Origin of the sequence: Nitrosospira briensis C-128 (assembly GCF_000619905.2) — a bacterium.
GTDB lineage: Bacteria > Pseudomonadota > Gammaproteobacteria > Burkholderiales > Nitrosomonadaceae > Nitrosospira > Nitrosospira briensis.
The window spans coordinates 1032013-1051138 of sequence record NZ_CP012371.1 but is presented as its reverse complement, the minus strand read 5'-3'; the positions used below and the strand labels follow the sequence as shown (position 1 = coordinate 1051138).

Below are 19126 nucleotides of genomic sequence, written 5' to 3'. Positions count from 1 at the left end.
TTATATATCTCCTTGAATATGATTAAACGCTGGCCGTGGTGGACGGCACAAAATCGGCAGTATCAGTGGATTCGTAGTTGAAGGTGATGTCTTTCCAGGTATCCAGCGCTTGCTTGAGCGGCGTGCACCATTTGGCTGCGGCTTCGAGAATCTTGGGGCCTTCATTCACGTAATCGCGACCTTCATTACGCGCCAGGACCATCGCTTCCAGCGCAACACGATTGGCAACAGCACCGGCCTGTATGCCCATTGGGTGACCGATCGTTCCACCGCCAAACTGCAATATCACGTCTTCGCCGAGATAATCAAGCAACTGGTGCATCTGACCCGCGTGAATGCCGCCTGAAGCGACCGGCATGACCTTGTTCAGAGAAGCCCAGTCCTGCTCGAAGAACAGGCCGGTTTCGAGATTCTTCGGAGTATGCGTGTCGCGCAATGTGTCGTAAAAGCCTTTGATCATGAGTGGGTCACCCTCAAGCTTCCCAACGACCGTACCCGCATGTATATGATCCACGCCCGCCATACGCATCCATTTGCAGATCACGCGGAAATTCATGCCGTGATTCTTCTGGCGCGAGTAGGTTGAGTTGCCGGCACGGTGCAGGTGCAGAATCATGTCGTTCTGGCGTGCCCATTTGGCCATCGACTGGATGGCCGTGTAGCCGATCACCAGATCAATCATGATGATGATCGAGCCCAGCGATTTAGCGAATTCAGCGCGCTCGTACATTTCTTCCATCGTGCCTGCCGTGACGTTCAGGTAGTGGCCCTTGACTTCACCTGTCGCAGCGGACGCCTTGTTGACAGCTTCCATGCAATACAGAAAACGGTCGCGCCAGTGCATAAAGGCCTGAGAATTGATATTCTCGTCGTCTTTCATGAAGTCGAGACCACCCTTGAGCCCTTCATAGACTACGCGCCCATAATTACGTCCTGATAAACCCAGCTTCGGTTTGGTGGTGGCGCCCAGCAACGGACGTCCGAATTTGTCGAGGCGTTCGCGTTCTACCACGATCCCGGTAGCGGGACCCTGGAAAGTTTTCAGGTAAGCGACCGGAATGCGCATGTCTTCCAGACGTAGTGCTTTTACGGCCTTGAAACCAAATACGTTGCCAATGATCGATGCGGTCAGGTTGGCAATGGAACCGCCTTCGAACAAGTCCAGATCGTAGGCGATGTAGGCGAAATACTGAGGCTCGTTCTTGGTGCCTGGCCCGGTGTTGGGCACCAGCTCGGAGCGATAGGCCTTGGCGCGGTAGAGCTCGGCGGCGGTCAGCCGGTCGGTCCATACCACGGTCCAGGTTGCGGTGGAAGATTCGCCGGCAACAGCGGCGGCGGCTTCCTCATGGTCCACCCCTGGCTGAGGGGTAATACGAAACACAGCAATGACATCCGTATCTTTGGGTACGTAATCGGAATCCCAGTAACCCATTTTTTTGTAGGGCAGTACGCCGGATTTGTAGCGTTCCTTGCCGGTTAATTCTTCACTCATGTCGATTCTCCTCATAGGGGTAGATAAAAGTACTACAGGGTGCATTGTAACCGGAATTATCATAAACAACAGTCACGTGTTTTGATTGTTATGATAATCTTTATCTTATATTATTCCTCAAAATCGACCCCGGCAAAACGACCATGCTACATCTCACTCTGAGGCAATTAAAGGTTTTCGAATCCGTGGCCAGCCACCTGAGCTTTTCGCGTGCGGCCGAAAGCCTCTTCCTGACCCAACCCGCGGTCTCGATGCAGATCAAGCAGTTGGAGCAAAGTATCGGTCTGCCGTTGTTTGAACAGATGGGCAAGAAAATCTATCTGACGGATGCCGGACGCGAACTTTATCATTACAGCCGCGCGATCTCCCAGCAACTGGCCGATATGGAACTGGCGCTCGATGAGTTGAAGGGCCTGGAGCGAGGCAAACTGAATATCGCGGTAGTGAGTACTGCCAATTATTTTGCCCCGCACCTGCTCGCAAGATTCTGCCAGCGCTATAGCGGTGTTACCGTCAGCCTGAATGTCGCTAATCGGGAGACGGTCCTGAAGCAATTATCCGACAATGCGGTTGATATGGCCATTATGGGGCAACCACCGGATGGCCCCGACATCGCTTCTGAGTCTTTTATGGAGAATCCGTTGGTGGTCATTGCGCCACCGAATCATCCCTTATGCAAGATGCGCCGTATTCCCGTAAAACGGCTGGAGCAGGAAACTTTCCTCGTGCGTGAGCCCGGTTCGGGCACGCGTGGTGCAATGGAACGTTTCTTTGCGGCGCATCATATTGCCATTAACCGGGGGATGGAAACGGATACCAGCGAGGCGATAAAGCAGGCGGTACAAGCGGGGATGGGGCTGGGCATCATGTCGTTGCATACCGCTGAGCTGGAACTGGAGACAAAGCGTCTCTCGATTCTGGATGTGCAGGATTTTCCAATCATTCGCCATTGGCATGTGGTGCACCGAAAAAACAAGCGGCTTTCTAGCGTAGCGCAAGCATTCAGGGAGTTTTTATTGAAGGAGGCCCCAGCGCTGATGCCGGAAATAACAGGAGTGAAACACTGAAGTAGCAGTGTTGTTATCCACCTGTTTTATTGAGTCTGATTCCGGCTACCCTCCGCTGCCATTCGATGCGGTATTCGCATTGGACGCTATGATTTTTCTTCAGGATATAAATCGCCAGCCTCAATCTGTTGAGGCTCAGCGGTTGGTTGCTTACCTCGCCGAGTGATCTTGCCTATCATGACAAAAAAGAGCGGTACAAAAAAAATGGCCAGGAATGTGGCGGCCAGCATCCCGCCGAACACGCCCGTGCCGATGGAATTCCGGCTTGCTGCGCCTGCCCCCGACGCCACCACAAGCGGAAACACCCCCAGGATGAAGGCCATGGAGGTCATGATGATAGGTCGGAAACGAAGGCGTGCCGCTTCGAGCGCGGCATCGACCAGCGGCACGCCTTCAGCATATCGCTGATTCGCAAACTCGACAATCAGGATTGCGTTTTTTGCCGTGAGACCGATCAACGTTATCAATCCGATCTGAAAATAGATGTCATTGGTTAACCCGCGAACCCATATGGCCAGTAGCGCTCCCAGGACCCCGAAAGGTATCGCAAGAATGACTGCGAAGGGAACGGACCAGCTTTCGTACAGCGCGGCCAGCACCAGAAAGACCATGAGCAGAGCGAAGGCAAATACCATGATGGACTGTCCTCCAGCCTTCTGCTCCTGAAATGATATCCCGCTCCAGTCGATCGTATAACCGCGAGGTATCAGGATTTCATTTGCTGCTTGCTCCAGCGCTGCCAGCGCCTGTCCCGAGCTGTATCCCGGCGCGGCGCCGCCCAGTACGAGCGCGGTATTGAAGCCATTGAAATGCGTAACCGGGTCCGGGCCGCTGCTGAATTCGGTTGACACGACCGAGTCCAGCGGGATCATAGTATGTTCCGTACCATTCTGGGCGCGCACATATACTTTGCTGATGTCGTCCGGGCGGGAACGATACTCCGGTAGCGCCTCTGTTTGCACCCGGTAGACGCGGCCGAATTTCACAAAATCGTTGACATACAGATTTCCAAAATAAGCCTGCATGGTATCGAAGACTTCAGAAATGGGCACCCCCAGCGCTTTAGCCCGCTCACGGTCTACCTGGGCATACAGCCGTGGGGTGCTTACCCGAAAATTTGTATTGGCAGCCGCGATCGCAGGGTATTCCACCGCCTTGGCTACAAACTCCTGAGCGACGGCGGCGAACTCGGTAAAATCGCCGCCGCTGGGATCTTGCAATTGAAGCGAGAAACCTCCTGTGGAACCCAGACCCGGGATGGAAGGCGCATTAAATGCAAGAATCAAGGCCTCGGGGATTTTGGCAAATTCCCCGAGAGCCGCCGCAATAAGACCCGGGACCTGGTCGCTGGGATCTGTTCGCGTATCCCAATGTTGCAGCGGCACGAACATCGTTGCTTGATTCGTTCCCCGTGTGCCGAACACAAAATTCTGACCCGCCAGGACATCCGTCGAATGGACCGCGGGATTTGCCCGGAAATAGGTTTCTATTTTTTTCAGGACCTCGATCGTCCGTGTTTTGGATGCGCCCTCCGGCAATTGGACGATCGTAATAAAATAGCCTTGATCTTCTTCCGGAAGGAAACTGCCCGGAATGGTTTTGAACAGCCCGAGGATGACGATTATCAGCGCTCCGAAGATGGCCAGAGCAATCAAGGATCGCTTCAGGATCGTCCCGACGGTTCCAACGTAGCGGCCCTGAATCCAGTCAAACGACCGGTTGAAAATATTCCAGAACTTATTGGCCGAGTCGTGACCTGGCTTGAGGACCAGTGCGCAAAGCGCGGGGCTGAGCGTAAGCGCCACGAACCCGGAAATGGCCACGGACAGGGCAATGGTGATGGCAAACTGTTTATACAGCTCACCGGTAATTCCGCCTAGAAAAGCGACCGGAACAAACACGGCAGCCAGCACAAGGACAATTGCAACCACGGGCCCCGTTACCTCGTCCATGGCTTTTTTGGCTGCGTCCCTGGGTGACAAACCTCCCTTGGTCATATGCCGCTCGACATTCTCCACCACAACGATCGCATCATCCACCACGATGCCGATTGCCAGCACCATGCCAAACAAGGTCAGCGTATTGATCGAGAATCCCAGCGCTTCCATCCCTGCCAGCGTTCCAATGAGGGAAATTGGAACGGCGACGGCCGGGATGAGCGTCGCACGCCAGCTCTGCAGAAAAAGAAAGACGACCAGGATGACCAGGAGCGTCGCTTCAATAAGGGTTTTCACCACTTCTTTGATAGAGACATCAATGAATGTGGTCGTGTCGTAGGGAATATCATAGGACACGCCCGCCGGAAAGCTTCTGGCCAGTTTTTCCATTTCCTGGCGAACATGCTTGACCGTCTCGAGCGCATTGGCGCCCGGAGAAAGAAAGGTCAGCAGGAACGCGTTCGGCTGCCCGTTCCATCGCCCTTCAAGGTCATAGGATTGAGCACCCAGCTCCACCCGTGCGATATCCCTCATTCGGACCATGGAACCGTCCGGATAAGCTCGAACGATCATATCCTCGAATTCCTTGACCTCGCTCATTCGGCCACGCGTAATGACGGGAATGGTAAGCTCGGTGCCTTTGGGCGTGGGTTCGCGACCTATTCTCCCGGCTGGGAAATCCCGATTCTGCTCGCGAACCACAGCCGCAATTTCGGTCGGCGTGATATCGAGTTGCGCCATGCGGACGGGATTGAGGATCAACCGCATCGAATAATTTTGCGCGCCGAAGATGATGGCGTCGCCGACACCGGGGATTCGTTTGACGTTGTCGAGAACGCGAAGCAGGGCATAGTTCGAGAGAAAAACCGTCTCATGCCTGGGATCGGTGGAGCTCAGCATGATGACCGCCAGCAGATCCGGCGACGTCTTTTTTACGGTCACCCCCTGACGGATGACTTCATCGGGCAGTTGGGGTTCGGCAAGGCGTTGCCGGTTCTGCGTCTGGACCTGCGCGATATCCACATCAGTTCCGATCTCGAACGTGAGCCTCATCGTCATGTGCCCATCATTCGTACTGGTGGAGTCGTAGTAGAGGAGATTGTCGATTCCGGGAAGCTGTACCTCGATCGGACGCGCTACCGCTTCGGCGACAATTTCCGCGCTTGCGCCGGGATAATCCGCATCAATCTGCACCATGGGTGGCGTAATTTGCGGAAATTGCGCTATCGGCAGCTTTTGCAAAGACACCAGACCCAGCACGACAATAATGATGGACAGGACCGAGGCAAAAATTGGACGATCGATAAAAAAATGGGAACTCATGGTGCGTTCTGCGTGGGTTTTTCCTCCAGACGACTATTTGGAGTCTTTCCATCCTGGAATGGGACAGCGGTCACCTGAGCCCCTGGTCGAACCCGATGGAAGCCCTCCACCACCACCCGTTCTCCTGGCCGGAGGCCGTCGTCGATCAACCACTCGTTTTCGTACCATAAACTTGCCTGAACCGGGCGAAGCTCCGCCTTGTCACCCTCGCCGATCACATAGACAAACGATCCGGTAGGCATCTGTTGAACGGCTCGTTGCGGGATGAGGATCGCATCAGGTCGGATATACCCCTTGAGGCGAATTTTGACGAACTGCCCAGGATAAAAATAGGACTGCCCCGGCGCAAAGCCTCCTTCCGGATTGGGAAATGTGAATCGCGTCTGTAGCATGCCTGTCTCGGATCGTAAGTTGACATCCGCAAAATCAAGTAGTCCTTCTCCCGGGTATACGCTCCCGTCGGAAAAGGTCATCACGCCCCGTAACTGAAAAATACTCGGTCTCTCGATCCTGTGTTCGGCAAGATCGCGGCGCCGCCGGAGGAGATAGCTTTCCGGGACGCTCACATTGACGTACATGGGGTCCAGCTGATCGATAGTCGTCAAAAGGGTCGTCTGTGCGGAGACGAGCCTTCCTTCGTAGAACTGGCTACGGCCGACTCGGCCGCTTACCGGCGCCGTGATCAGCGTATTGTCCATATCGAATTTTGCCTTCACCAAGTCGCTGCGCGCCGCTTCCAGCGCGGCTTTGGCCGCCAGTGTCTCGGCTACGGCATCGTCGACGTTTTTTTTGCTGACAGCCTGTTCCTCGAGAAGGGGCTTTACACGGACCAGATCCTGCTCCGCCTGCACCAGGCGCGCCTGAGCCTGGGCCACGCGTGCGCTGGCGCTGAGATAAGCGGCTTTGAAGGGAACAGGGTCGATAAGGTACAACTGTTCACCTTTGCGAATATTCCGGCCTTCGGTAAAAAATATTTTTTGAATGATGCCGGTAACCTGCGGCCGAATCTCCACCGGGCGGAAAGCCTCCGTTCGTCCGATAAACTCCGGTTCGTCCGGGACCGTTTGCGTGGTTACGGTAATCACTTCTACTTCAGGGGCAGGCTGGGCCGAGCTGGGCGGTGCTTTCTCCGAGCAAGCGGCGAGGACGATCAGGAGCGACCCTACGCTCATGCGAATGATGCGGGTTCCGTCCCGGATGACTGATGCTGTTAACCGCTGAATTGTCAGATTCATATCCCGGCTCTTGGGTTGCCCTGAATAGAGGACAGGTTTCCAGGGCTGAGTTACCCGGCGATCGGATTTTTCCGGGAATTCAGCTGCTGAATGTGCATTTCTGTTTCGGTTGAGGCCGCGATCGACGCATAGCGGGAAGCCATGGCTATGAATGTCGTATTGTTCAGCCTTGCTACTCTTGATTTTCGCTGCGGCTCACGCCGCAATTGACTGTGAAGCTTGGGTTGGCCGCAAATGCGGATTCAACTGAAGAAAGTTCTGGATAAAAACCAAACGTTTCCTTGCATCTTCTTCCATTATGAGCGATCCACAGCAGAGCAGTGAAGCAATATAACGTGAAGCATATAAAATGTATCGCAGCTTGCCAACGGTACTGATGGGCGAAACGTCTGGCCGGTGCTTGAAATATCGGACCGGCCAGTTTTTGCAAAAAAAAACGGATATGGAGAAAATACGTTCAGAACTGAAGCGGCGGTGCCATCCGCCAACCGCCAACCGCGACGACCTGGTGCGGATGATGCTCGTTAGGCTGGCAACCATCCTCCGCCCAGCGCCTTATAGAGTTGAATGACGGACACCAGATGCATCCGGCGTGTTGCCGAAAGCCCAAACTCGGCATCGAACAGGTTGCGCTTGGCAAGAAGTACGTCCACATAGCTGGTAATGCCGCCCTTGTAGCGGAGGTCTGCCACGCGTAAAGCCGAGCGCAACGCTTCGACCTGTTCTTGTTGTGCCGTACGTTGATCATTAAACGTACGAACAGCCACCAAGGCATCTTCAACCTCCTTGAAGGCCACAAGAATGGTCTGTTCGTACTTGGCCAATACCTGTCTTGCCACCGCTTCAGCCGCCCGCTGTTCGAACCCCAGGCTTTGCGGATTCAGCAACGGGCCTGCCAGCCCGATTCCCGCTGCCCCAAATTCGCTTCCCGCAACGAGTAGCTTGGACAATGCCGGACTGGCCACGCCGAGAAAACCGGTGATCGTAATCCTGGGAAAGCGTGCCGCTTTGGCCATTCCAATCCTCGCGGTAGCTGCTGCCAGCGTTTGTTCGGCTTGCAAAATATCCGGGCGCCGCTGCAACAACTCGGAGGGAAGGCCGGCAGGGACTGCGGGCGGCAACAGTTGTTCTGTCAGCGAAATGCCTCGCCCGATCGGCACCGGATTCTTGCCTAACAACACGCTCAGCTCATTCTCTTTCTGAACCATTTGACGCTGGATCTCCGCCACGCGCGTGGCCGCGTTGGCCCGCTCTGCCTCGAACTGATCCAGATCGAGCCGCGAGATGAGGCCTCCACGCAGTTGTGCCCGAGAGAGGGCAACCGATTCCTCCCAGGACCGCAGTGCATTTTGCGCAATGTCCAACTGCATGTCGAATTGCAAAAGATCGAAATAGGATTGTGCTACCGAGCTCACCAGTGTGAGGACAACGGCCCGGCGATTTTCCTCGCGCGACATCAAGTCCGCACGAGTGGCCTCGTTGGCGCGGCGGAGCCTGCCCCAGATATCTATTTCCCAGGCCAGGTTATTTTGTGCGAAGTAGCTGTACGGTGTGGGAAACCCGGGGAAAAGGAATCCGCCGAGGGTGCCGAATGCAGGCGCGTTGATGTTGTAGTCCAGCTTCGGGAGCAGGTCAAAACGGCTGATGGCACTGCGGGCCTCGAGTTCCTCGACGCTTGCCACGGCCTGCTTGAGATCCTTGTTTTCCGCTAAAGCCTGCCGGATAAGCTGTTGAAGCACATCGTCGTGAAGCAGCTCCCACCATGGAAGATTGGCAATGGAGTGTCCTTCGTTTTCAGCCATGCGAAACGCATCAGCGGTGTCGATGTGGGGCCGGACATAGTCGGGCCCCATGGCGCAAGAGGTTACGACCAGGGTCGGGAGTAAGAACAGTATTCTGATCCATGCATTATAGTGGCGCATTTGCCCTTTCCTCTTGTACATGTTGTACATCTTCAGCCCGCTTTCCCGAGTTCTTGCGAGTAAGCCAGGTGAAGAACAACGGAATGAATATGGTTGCGATAAAGGTCGCGAGCAGCATGCCGCCAAAGACACCGGTTCCCATTGAGCGGCGTGCGGCGGCTCCGGCCCCGGTCGCGATGACCAGCGGTACGATCCCCAGCACGAAAGCCATGGAAGTCATGACGATGGGACGGAAACGCAAACGCGCAGCTTCAACTGCGGCTTCTGCAACGGGCATGCCTTCCCTCATTTTCTGACTGGCGAATTCCACGATCAGGATTGCATTTTTTGCCGCCAAGCCTATCAGTGTAATCAAGCCCACCTGGAAGTAAATATCGTTTGGCATCCCGCGTACCAGCACTGCCAGAAGCGTACCCGTCAGCGCAAAAGGCACGGCCATGATAACGGCCAGCGGCAATCCCCAGGTTTCGAATTGCGCAGCCAGAATCAGAAATACCATAATAATGGCAAAACTGAAAGCGAGAGTTGCTGCGGAACCGGTACGTTTCTCCTGGAAGGCCTGTGCCGTCCAGCTAATCTGATAATTATCCGGCAGGTTTTTTGCCGCGATCTCTTCCACGAGTTTAATGGCGTCACCCGAGCTTACGCCGGGTGCGCCACTTCCCATGATTTTTGCGGCAAGAAGCCCATTATAGCGTTCCAGTTGTTCCGCACCGACGATGCTTTTTATCGTGCTCAGCGCTGACATGGGCACCATCGCGCCGGATTCGGAACGCACGTACACCCTGCCGAGATCTTCCGGCTTCATACGGTATTGAGGTTCCGCCTGCAGTTGCACCCGGTAGGTACGGCCGGACTTGTTAAAATCGTTGATATAGAGCGAACCCATGGTGCTTTGCAAGGTGGCATACAGGTCGGCGATCGATACTCCCTGCGAAATCGCCTTGGCCTCATCCACTTCAATGAAAAATTGCGGTACTGTAGGACGAAAGAAAGTATTGATGCCGGCGAGGCGCGGTTCCTGGTTCAATGCGTCGATGAGGTTGCTCACGACACCTGACAATCGTACGGGGTCCGATCCGCCGCGGGCTTGCACATACACTTCAAACCCCCCCGCGGTTCCCAGTCCACGGATGGCGGGGGGATTAAATGCTATCGCGATGCCATCAGGTTGCTGCATGCCGATACCGAACAGTTTGTTGACAATATCCTCCGCAGTGGCAGTCCGTTCGGACCAGTCTTTGAATGTCACGAACATGGTTGCGGAGCTTGTCTTATTTCCGCCGCCGATAAGATCGTAACCATTAACCACAAACTGGTGGGAAACTGCCGGGTCTTCCGCAATGGCAGCGCGCACAGCTTCAGCCGTCCTGGTTGTTCGAGACAGCGTTGCACCATCAGGCAGAATCGTTGCGGCCACCACATACCCCTGGTCTTCAGGTGGCACGAAGCTTTCAGGAACCGTTTTGCCCAGATAAATTGCCACGCCGACGATCCCTGCGAATACGAGCGCGCCAATAATGGGATGATGTAATGTCAGGTTGACCGTATGCGTATAGAAATTAGTCAGGCCCTTGAATCCGCTGTTGAATTTCCGGAAGAACGCAGATTCGCCATGAGTGGTTTTCAGGATGATGGCACACAACGCAGGCGTGAGCGTCAGCGCTACTATGCCGGAAATTACCACGGCGACGGCAACCGTCACGGCAAACTGGCGATATAGCTCACCGGCGATGCCGCCCATGAAGGCTACAGGCACAAACACTGCACACAGCACCAATACAATGGCTACAACGGCCCGTGAAACCTGCTCCATGGATTTGATGGCAGCTTTCATCGGTGATAATTGTTCCTCGTCCATCAAGCGCTCGATATTTTCCAGCACGACTATCGCATCGTCCACCACAATGCCGATAGACAGCACCATCGCAAACAGCGTAAGCGTGTTGATCGAGAAGCCGAACAACCATAATCCCGCAAACGAGCCAATGAGAGAGATCGGTACCGCGACAAGGGGAATGAGCGTGGCGCGCCAGCTTTGCAGGAAAAGGTACACAACCAGTATCACCAGTACCATCGCTTCGCCCAGCGTTTTAACGACTTCCCAGATCGAGGCGGTAACGAACAGGCTGGTATCGTAAGGCACTACATAGTCCATTCCATCAGGGAAATGAGTCTTCAATTCCTCCATCTTGGCGACGAGGGCTTCTTTCGTCTCCAGCGCATTTGCACCGGGCTGCAAGAAGATGGGGATGCACGCGCCGGGTTGACCGTTGAGCGCGGTGCGCACATCGTAGCTTTGCGCGCCCAGTTCGATACGGGCGACATCCTTGAGATAAAGCGCACCGCGCGGCCCATCGGCGCGCAGGATAATATTACCGAATTGCTCAGGTTCCAGCAGGCGGCCTTTGGCGTTAACGGTATAAATCAGCTGCTGATCCGCAGGTGCAGGTTCCTGTCCTATCTTGCCGGCAGCATATTGCGCATTTTGAGATCGAATGGCTGCGGCAATATCCGTGGTAGTAACGCCTAATTGAGCCATGCGGTCAGGGCGCAGCCAGATACGCATGGAATAATCCTGTCCCCCGAAAACTATCGCGTCGCCAACCCCCTTGGTGCGCTTTAGCTCGTCCAGCACGTTAAGCGTCGCATAATTGCTCAGGTACAACGGGTCAAACTTGCCCTTCTCCTTGGAGACGAGCATAAAAACCAGAAGAATATCGTTGGAACGCTTTTGTATTATCAGACCGGTGCGGCGGACTTCCTCCGGTAAGCGCGGCAGAGCAATATTTACCTGGTTGCTTACATTGAAAGTTGCCTGATCGACATCCGTGCCGACTTCAAAGGTCACGGTTATTGTCAGCGTACCGCTCGAATCGGCGCTGGAGTTGAAATACAATAGATTCTCGACACCGCTCAACTGCTCTTCAATCGGCGCCGCGACCGTTTTAGCCAAGGTATCGGCACTGGCGCCTGGGAAGGTCGCCGTGATCAGCACGGTCGGCGGCGCAATTTGCGGATACTGTGCGATAGGCAATTGCATCGCGGCTGCTAACCCGGCAAGCACGATGATAATGGATACTACGGACGCAAAAATAGGTCGCGTGATGAAGAATCTTGTCATGATGATTTCCGCCTAAGTCTGTTTCTCTGGGTCGGGCCGAGCAGGAGTCTCAGCAGGCGGTGATCCCGGAGCATGGGTCGCCACGGGTGTCTCTGAACGAAGCGGGTTAGGCGCCACAGCGGCCCCGGGGCGAAGCTTGATGATATTGTCGACTATGACTTTATCACCCGCTTTGAGACCGCCCAGGATGACCCACTCCTTGCCCAACCAATGGCCGGTTACTACCGGTTGTACGGTGGCTTCATTTTTGTCATTGACGATATACACGATATTTCCCAGATCGGACGTCTGCACCGCAACCTGGGGTACAAGAAAAACGCCATCACGTTCGCCTGTGGTTACGCGCGCACGCACAAACTGCCCCGGCAAAAGCCGCTGATCCACATTTTCGAACGTTGCGCGCAATTGCTGTGTACCCAGCATCGGATCGATTTCACTAGCTGCAAAATTCAGTTTGCCCTTTTTACCGTATTCCGAGCCATCCGGCAGTATCAAGGTTACCTGCTGCACGTTTTGTTCATGCAGCGGACCGCCGATCTGCGCCAGTTCGTTATCCGATAAACTGAAGCGTACCCAGATGGGTGATAATTGGACTATCGTCGTCAGAAGACTGGTATTGGCCTCAACCAGCGTCCCCTCGGAAAATTGGAAGCGGCCGGATACTCCGGTCACCGGGGCCGGCACGGAGGTATAAGAGAGATTCAGCTCGGCGTCGCGCACGCGAACTTCCGCCTGCTCCAGGGAGGCGTTTGCGATTGCGTTATCGGAGACGGCATTATCGTACTCGCGCTGGCTGACGGCCTGCATTCCAAGAAGATCGTGCAAGCGCTTTTCTTCGCGCTCTGTCTGAGCAATGCGGGCTTTCTGTTCAGCAAGTTGCGCTTTTGCTTGCGCCAGGGCGTTTATATAGGGTACAGGATCGATCAGAAACATGGGTTGACCCAGTTTTACCGCCGCCCCCTCTTCGTACAGGCGTTTGAGCAAAATACCGCCGACGCGAGGCCGTATCTCGACTTCCTTGGCGCCTTCGGTTTGTGCGACCGCTTCGGCACTGATCGGCACGCTGGTGGGTTGTACTTCGATCACGCTTACCGGCAGCGCCATTCCAGCGGGTGGTTGATTGGCTGCCTGGTCATTTTTGCCACAGGCGGCCAATGCAATGTTCATGGCAATGCCAATGACAAGTGCGATGGTGGCTTTCGAATGCAAAGTCGCCATCAGATTGCCAAGTCTGTTTTTATCATTTTTATAATATCTGGCAGCTGGCATCTTTAACCCCATGGCGGTAAACGAAAACAGTCAAAAAGAAAAAAAGAAACATCTTGCATACATTCGTGTATGTATGTAAATTATATACAAAAGAAGAACGGCAATGTAAATAAATTAATGACTGAAAAGAAACTGGAGCCATGGCCCGGAAAACAAAGGAAAATTCGGAACTGACCCGGCAACGCCTGATCGAGGCGGCGCGCCAGGTATTTTTGACGCGTGGTGTCAGCCGCACAACGATGGAGCATATCGCCGTCCAGGCCGGGGTTACGCGGGGTGCGATTTATTGGCACTTCAGTAATAAAGTCGATTTGTTTCAGGCAATGCGTGAGCAAGTACTGCTGCCATTGATCGATCGCATGGACGATACTTTGCTGATCGAAGGTTGTGAAGATGCGCTTACTTGTATAGAAAATTTTTTATGCGGAACCATTCAATCATTGGTTGACAGCGCTGAAACGCGCCAGGTTTACGGGATCCTGATGATCAAGTGCGAATATGTAGACGAGTTCGCTACTGTTTTGCAACAGATTCTATGTAATTGTTCCAGCATCGAGGAAAAATTACGGCTGATTTACGAGCGGGCGGAAGCTCAGGAGCAACTGCATCCATTGCGCGACCCTGCTCAGTTGGCGATGGATACGCATCTATTCTTTATCGGCCTGTTGCATATGTGGGTAAAAGATACGGATGGCAATCAGTTTCGACATCAGGCGATCGAGTTGGTAAAAGCACATATGAGCCTCCGTCGCCGCAAGAGTATCCTGATGCAACCCTCCAGTTAGGTGGATTCCCGAGTCAACTTTTCCCACCTGTATCAGATCTTCGGTCTTCTTTTACCAGAATCATTCCTGAACCTTGAATCCGTTTCCTTGAATCCGGTTGATCGTAATCGTGAGCTTCATCTTCCTGGTGAGCTCGCTACAACTGCCGGATTCAGGTTAAGGCAAGCTGTAATTGGCGCGCTGCGTGCATCCGGTGTTCCTGAAGGGGGCCTGCCAGAAAACCTCATTTACATCCCCCTCGGTATTCTTGCGGCAGATATTGACCCTTCTGCAGGAGATGTTTTGTTATAGTTGACTAAATCGATCAGGTATCTTATAGTTGACTAAATCAGTCATGTATTGGCGATGACTGAACCGGTTTATGATCAATATCCCTATTTGATTGAATCACAAGAGTAAAGAGGAGTTTATCATGCGGCTAACAACCAAAGGACGGTTTGCGGTAACAGCACTCTTGGATCTTGCAATGCAACATAGCACTCACCCCGTGACGCTCGCCGAAATTAGTCAGCGTCAGCAAATATCGCTATCCTATCTTGAGCAATTGTTTGCCAAACTGCGCCAGCGCAGGCTTGTCGACAGTGTGCGAGGGCCCGGAGGCGGTTATTGCCTGGCGAAGGATACGGCACATGTGTCGATAGCGGAGATTATCCTTGCTGTCGACGAGCCGATCGACTCGACGCAATGCAACGGAAAGGAAAATTGTCACAACGATAAAAAGTGCATGACTCACGACTTATGGGTGAAGCTCAATGAGCTTATTTTCGATCACCTTGGCGCGGTGACATTGAAGCAATTGGTTGATGACCAGAAAGCAAGAAGTGATGCGCACAAGGCGAGAGAGAGTGGCGTTATGCAAATACTCGATATGCGAAACGTGATTCCGTCGGAAAAGGTTGTGCCTGAGCTTGGACATGCCGCATTTTCGGCGTGATACCGATTGCGGAATCCACCTTTGTTCTGGTCACTCTATTTTGCGAATGGTAATTGGAGAATAGCATGGCAGTCACATTAACCGAAAACGCGGCAAAACAGATCCGGAAGCAGCTCGCAAAGCGCGGCAAGGGATTGGCGCTGCGCATCGGTTTGAAAAAGGTGGGCTGCTCCGGGTTCGCTTATACGTTCGACTATGCTGACGAAATTCTTGTTGGCGATCAAATGTTCGAGTCTTATAACGCTCACGTAGTGGTTGATGCCGACAGCCTGCCCTTCCTTGATGGTTCCCGCGTGGATTTTGTCAGGGAAGGGCTCAATGATTCGTTCAAATTTGAAAATCCCAACGTCGACAATACATGCGGCTGCGGTGAAAGCTTCAGTTTAAAAGAACCAGCCAAAGTTTAATTGTGTCAAAGATCTCGGAAGTAAAAAAAAGAGCCGTATACGGAGCGGCAGGAGCCTCGATGTATCATCGAGGCAAACGACATTGGAGCAATCGACATGAGTGCAGTATTACAAAAACTGGTCAATCAGCCTTATAAGCACGGCTTTGTTACCGAAATCGAGTCCGATATCGCACCAAAAGGACTTAACGAAGACATCATCCGCCTTATTTCGTCAAAGAAAGAGGAGCCCGAATGGCTGCTTGAGTTTCGGCTGAAGGCATATGAGCAATGGCTCAAGATGGAAGAGCCACGGTGGCCTAATGTCAAGTATCCGAAGATTGATTTTCAGTCAATCAGCTACTACGCGGCGCCGAAGCAGAAAAAGAAGCTGAACAGCATGGACGAGGTCGATCCCGAATTGTTGCGCACTTTCGAGAAGCTCGGGGTGCCGATGCACGAGCGGGCAGCGCTCGCCGGCGTAGCGGTGGACGTGATTTTCGACAGCGTGTCAGTTGCGACGACCTACAAGCAGAAGCTTGCCGAGGTGGGCATAATTTTCTGCTCGATCTCGGAAGCCGTTCATGAGCATCCCGACCTGGTGAGGCAGTATCTTGGCACGGTGGTACCGGTAGGCGACAATTACTACGCGGCGCTCAACTCGGCCGTTTTCACGGATGGGACATTCTGCTTTATTCCCAAAGGCGTAAAATGCCCCATGGACCTGGCTACGTACTTCCGAATCAATACGGAGGAATCGGGACAGTTCGAGCGCACTCTGATTATCGGCGCGGAGGGTTCGTCGGTCTCCTATCTCGAGGGTTGTACCGCGCCCAAATTCGATACTAACCAATTACATGCCGCAGTGGTTGAGCTGGTCGCGATGGACAACGCCGACATCAAGTACTCCACGGTGCAAAACTGGTATGCGGGCGATGAAAACGGCATGGGTGGCATTTATAATTTCGTTACCAAGCGTGGCTTGGCCAAGGGCGTTAATTCGCGCATTTCGTGGACCCAGGTTGAAACCGGCTCGGCTATTACCTGGAAGTATCCTTCCTGTATTCTTCAGGGCGAAAACTCGGTAGGAGAATTTTACTCGGTGGCTGTGACCAATAACTATCAGCAGGCAGACACCGGCACCAAAATGGTTCACATTGGAAAGAATACGCGTAGCACCATAGTCAGCAAGGGTATCTCCGCCGGCCATTCCAATAACAGTTATCGCGGATTGGTCAGAATCGCGCCTACCGCCACTGGGGCGCGCAATTATTCGCAGTGCGATTCAATGCTGATCGGCGACAAATGCGGAGCCCATACCTTTCCTTATATACAGGTTCGCAACCAGGAAGCCAAAGTCGAGCATGAAGCATCAACATCAAAGATCGGTGAAGACCAACTATTTTACTTTGCCCAGCGTGGCATCGGCAGCGAGGAAGCGGTATCGATGATCATTAATGGATTCTGCAAGGATGTTTTTCAACAGTTGCCGATGGAGTTTGCGGTCGAAGCGACCAAGCTGCTCGGGTTCAAGCTCGAAGGGAGCGTCGGATGATTTATCAGGATAGCAAAACGTTACTTGAAATACGTGGGCTGCGGGCGACTGTCAATGGTATCGAAATCCTCAAGGGTATCGACCTTACGGTTAGATTCGGTGAAGTGCACGCAATCATGGGAACAAACGGCTCGGGTAAAAGCACCCTTGCAAAGGTGCTGGCCGGCCACGACGCATACCAGGTAACCGGCGGTTCGGTAGCGTTTGAAGGAAATGATCTGTTTGATCTGAAACCGGAGGAACGTGCGCGCGCTGGCGTATTTCTTGCCTTTCAGTACCCGGTCGAGATCCCCGGCGTTGCCAATAGCCATTTCTTGCGCCTCGCCTACAATACAGTACAGGCGCAACGCGGCAAGGACGAGCTTGATCCGCTCGAATTTGATGACCTGGTGCGTGAAAAAATGAAATTGCTGGACATGAACCCCGATTTTCTCGATCGTGGCGTCAATGAAGGTTTTTCCGGCGGTGAGAAAAAGCGGAACGAGATATTGCAAATGGCGCTGCTCGAGCCACGGCTGGCAATTCTCGACGAAACCGACTCCGGACTCGACATCGATGCGCTGAGGATTGTCACCAAGGGCGTGAACCAGCTTGCCAACAAGGATAATGCGATCATATTGGTCACGCACTATCAACGCCTTCTTAATTACATCGTGCCAGACTACGTGCATGTAATGGAGTCGGGTCGCATCATCAAGACAGGCGGCAAAGAGCTTGCGCTCGATCTCGAAAACCGTGGGTATGACTGGGTCGGCGCCGAGCAACGTGCTGCGGTCGGGGCATGAGCATGAACATGGTTGCCGGCAACAGCTATCTCGAAAACCTGCTTCAGGGCCAGCCACAACTGCCGCCCAGCCCTCTCGCATGGTTTAATCAGTTGAGAGCAAATGCGGTTGATTGTGCCGGTAGATTAAAGGTGCCGACGACTCGCGACGAAGAGTGGCGCTTTACCGATATTTCACCGCTTGCCAAGTTGTCCTTCCAGCCGCTGCGGGGTGCATCGACGGTGAAAGCAGCCGACGTGGAACGTTTCCATCTGGACGAGGCGGCGGTCAGGCTCGTGTTCGTCGATGGCACGTACATGCCGCAGTTTTCCACGTCGCCGAACAGGGCCAGAGAGCTTGGTTTGGTAGTCACGGATCTCTCAACGGCGATATCCACGCATGGCAGGGCGATAGAGCCGCATCTCGGACGTCATGCCGGGTTTGAGCATAACCTGTTCACCGCACTCAATACCGCGTTTCTCCATGACGGGGCGCTGGTCGTGGTACCGCGTGATACGGTAGCGGGGGAACCGGTGCATGTGTTGTTCATTGCAACACAGCCAGAGGCGGCAAGTCATCCGCGTTGCCTTCTGATTGCCGAACCGGGTAGTTCAGTCACGCTGGTCGAGGATTATATTACGCTTCATGAAGGCACCTATGTCACCAATGCGGTGGCGGAAATCGCGCTGGGAGATAATGCCGAGGTGAATCACATCCGGGTGCAGCGTGACAGCATCCACGCGTTTCATATCGCAAACTGTGCGGTATCGTTAGCGCATGCAAGCCGCTATCGATCGATCAGCGTTGCGCTTGGTGCGCGTATTTCACGATATGATTTAAATGTGCTGCTAGCGGCGGAGGGAGCCGAGTGCGCGATTGATGGGCTGGCCTTGATTACGGAACGCCAGCTTGCCGATACCCATTCCTGCATTGATCATGCGGTACCGAATTGCACAAGCCGCCAGTTGCATAAATGCATCGTCGATGGCGCTGCACACGCCGTGTTCAACGGTAAGATAATAGTACGCCCAGGGGCGCAGCGCACCGATTCCACGCAATCGAGCCGCAACTTGCTGCTGAGTGCGAAGGCGCGTATCGACACCAAGCCACAGCTTGAAATCTTCGCGGATGACGTAAAATGCGCGCACGGCGCAACTGTTGGTCAGCTCGCCAGCGAGGAACTGTTTTATCTCAAGAGCCGCGGGCTATCCGAGGTAATGGCGCGCAATCTGTTGACTTATGCGTATGGTGCCGAAATTATCGACCGCATTTCTATTGTATCTCTCAAGCACCGGCTTGAACAAATGGTACTTGAGCGGACTCAACGAGATTGA

At 53.8% G+C, this 19126-nt stretch carries 14 protein-coding genes; 8 read left to right on the top strand and 6 right to left on the bottom strand.

Annotated elements, in window-relative coordinates; all coding sequences use genetic code 11:
- Positions 1–22: 22 nt before the first annotated feature.
- Positions 23–1492, bottom strand: a complete 1470-nt coding sequence (locus F822_RS04805; RefSeq protein ID WP_025040297.1) for a ribulose-bisphosphate carboxylase large subunit — start codon at positions 1490–1492, stop codon at positions 23–25.
- Between the two features lie 143 nt (positions 1493–1635).
- Between F822_RS04805 and F822_RS04800 the strand changes: the two genes are divergently transcribed.
- On the top strand, positions 1636–2559 hold the full coding sequence (locus F822_RS04800; protein ID WP_025040296.1) for a LysR family transcriptional regulator: 924 nt from the start codon (positions 1636–1638) through the stop codon (positions 2557–2559).
- An 86-nt stretch (positions 2560–2645) separates the two neighbouring features.
- Here F822_RS04800 and F822_RS04795 read toward each other — a convergent pair whose 3' ends face one another.
- From F822_RS04795 to F822_RS04770, 5 genes are all read right to left on the bottom strand, one after another.
- Entirely contained in the window at positions 2646–5819 is a 3174-nt protein-coding gene (locus F822_RS04795; RefSeq protein WP_025040295.1) for a multidrug efflux RND transporter permease subunit, read from the bottom strand.
- Positions 5816–7054: an efflux RND transporter periplasmic adaptor subunit gene (locus tag F822_RS04790; RefSeq protein ID WP_025040294.1), complete on the bottom strand. Its 1239-nt coding sequence runs from the start codon at positions 7052–7054 to the stop codon at positions 5816–5818. Before F822_RS04790 ends, F822_RS04795 begins: the two co-directional genes overlap by 4 nt.
- Positions 7055–7578: 524 nt before the next feature.
- The gene (locus tag F822_RS04780) at positions 7579–8976 is read right to left on the bottom strand and encodes an efflux transporter outer membrane subunit (protein WP_025040292.1); all 1398 of its coding nucleotides are present in this window, start codon (positions 8974–8976) and stop codon (positions 7579–7581) included.
- A complete protein-coding gene (locus tag F822_RS04775; RefSeq protein WP_025040291.1) occupies positions 8963–12100 on the bottom strand; it encodes an efflux RND transporter permease subunit in 3138 nt (1045 codons plus the stop codon). Before F822_RS04775 ends, F822_RS04780 begins: the two co-directional genes overlap by 14 nt.
- 12 nt (positions 12101–12112) lie before the next feature.
- Positions 12113–13318 carry an efflux RND transporter periplasmic adaptor subunit gene (locus F822_RS04770; protein WP_231623571.1) on the bottom strand — a complete coding sequence of 402 codons (1206 nt, stop codon included), beginning with the start codon at positions 13316–13318 and terminating at the stop codon, positions 12113–12115.
- Positions 13319–13509: 191 nt separating this feature from the next.
- Here F822_RS04770 and F822_RS04765 point away from each other — a divergent pair, with 191 nt between their 5' ends.
- From F822_RS04765 to sufD, 7 genes are all read left to right on the top strand, one after another.
- Positions 13510–14154, top strand: a complete 645-nt coding sequence (locus tag F822_RS04765; RefSeq protein WP_025040289.1) for a TetR family transcriptional regulator — start codon at positions 13510–13512, stop codon at positions 14152–14154.
- Positions 14155–14445 (top strand): hypothetical protein, encoded by a 291-nt coding sequence (locus tag F822_RS04760; protein ID WP_025040288.1) that lies wholly within the window; start codon positions 14155–14157, stop codon positions 14443–14445. It begins immediately after the preceding gene.
- 121 nt (positions 14446–14566) lie between these two features.
- On the top strand, positions 14567–15088 hold the full coding sequence (locus F822_RS04755; protein WP_025040287.1) for an Rrf2 family transcriptional regulator: 522 nt from the start codon (positions 14567–14569) through the stop codon (positions 15086–15088).
- 65 nt (positions 15089–15153) lie between these two features.
- Entirely contained in the window at positions 15154–15495 is a 342-nt protein-coding gene (locus F822_RS04750; RefSeq protein WP_025040286.1) for a HesB/IscA family protein, read from the top strand.
- Positions 15496–15591: 96 nt separating this feature from the next.
- Positions 15592–17028: a Fe-S cluster assembly protein SufB gene (gene sufB / locus F822_RS04745; RefSeq protein ID WP_025040285.1), complete on the top strand. Its 1437-nt coding sequence runs from the start codon at positions 15592–15594 to the stop codon at positions 17026–17028.
- On the top strand, positions 17025–17813 hold the full coding sequence (gene sufC, locus F822_RS04740) for a Fe-S cluster assembly ATPase SufC (protein ID WP_036575118.1): 789 nt from the start codon (positions 17025–17027) through the stop codon (positions 17811–17813). Before sufB ends, sufC begins: the two co-directional genes overlap by 4 nt.
- Complete coding sequence (gene sufD / locus F822_RS04735; RefSeq protein WP_231623570.1) at positions 17810–19126, top strand: Fe-S cluster assembly protein SufD; 1317 nt, start codon at positions 17810–17812, stop codon at positions 19124–19126. Before sufC ends, sufD begins: the two co-directional genes overlap by 4 nt.

Excerpts from the sequence above, each read along its gene's own strand:
- sufC (WP_036575118.1), top strand. The coding sequence starts at position 17,025 with ATGATTTATCAGGATAGCAAAACGTTACTTGAAATACGTGGGCTGCGG.
- F822_RS04770 (WP_231623571.1), bottom strand. The coding sequence starts at position 13,318 with ATGGCGACTTTGCATTCGAAAGCCACCATCGCACTTGTCATTGGCATT.
- F822_RS04780 (WP_025040292.1), bottom strand. The coding sequence starts at position 8,976 with ATGCGCCACTATAATGCATGGATCAGAATACTGTTCTTACTCCCGACC.
- F822_RS04765 (WP_025040289.1), top strand. The coding sequence starts at position 13,510 with ATGGCCCGGAAAACAAAGGAAAATTCGGAACTGACCCGGCAACGCCTG.
- F822_RS04795 (WP_025040295.1), bottom strand. The coding sequence starts at position 5,819 with ATGAGTTCCCATTTTTTTATCGATCGTCCAATTTTTGCCTCGGTCCTG.
- F822_RS04750 (WP_025040286.1), top strand. The coding sequence starts at position 15,154 with ATGGCAGTCACATTAACCGAAAACGCGGCAAAACAGATCCGGAAGCAG.
- F822_RS04805 (WP_025040297.1), bottom strand. The coding sequence starts at position 1,492 with ATGAGTGAAGAATTAACCGGCAAGGAACGCTACAAATCCGGCGTACTG.
- sufB (WP_025040285.1), top strand. The coding sequence starts at position 15,592 with ATGAGTGCAGTATTACAAAAACTGGTCAATCAGCCTTATAAGCACGGC.
- F822_RS04755 (WP_025040287.1), top strand. The coding sequence starts at position 14,567 with ATGCGGCTAACAACCAAAGGACGGTTTGCGGTAACAGCACTCTTGGAT.
- F822_RS04790 (WP_025040294.1), bottom strand. The coding sequence starts at position 7,054 with ATGAATCTGACAATTCAGCGGTTAACAGCATCAGTCATCCGGGACGGA.
- F822_RS04800 (WP_025040296.1), top strand. The coding sequence starts at position 1,636 with ATGCTACATCTCACTCTGAGGCAATTAAAGGTTTTCGAATCCGTGGCC.
- sufD (WP_231623570.1), top strand. The coding sequence starts at position 17,810 with ATGAGCATGAACATGGTTGCCGGCAACAGCTATCTCGAAAACCTGCTT.
- F822_RS04775 (WP_025040291.1), bottom strand. The coding sequence starts at position 12,100 with ATGACAAGATTCTTCATCACGCGACCTATTTTTGCGTCCGTAGTATCC.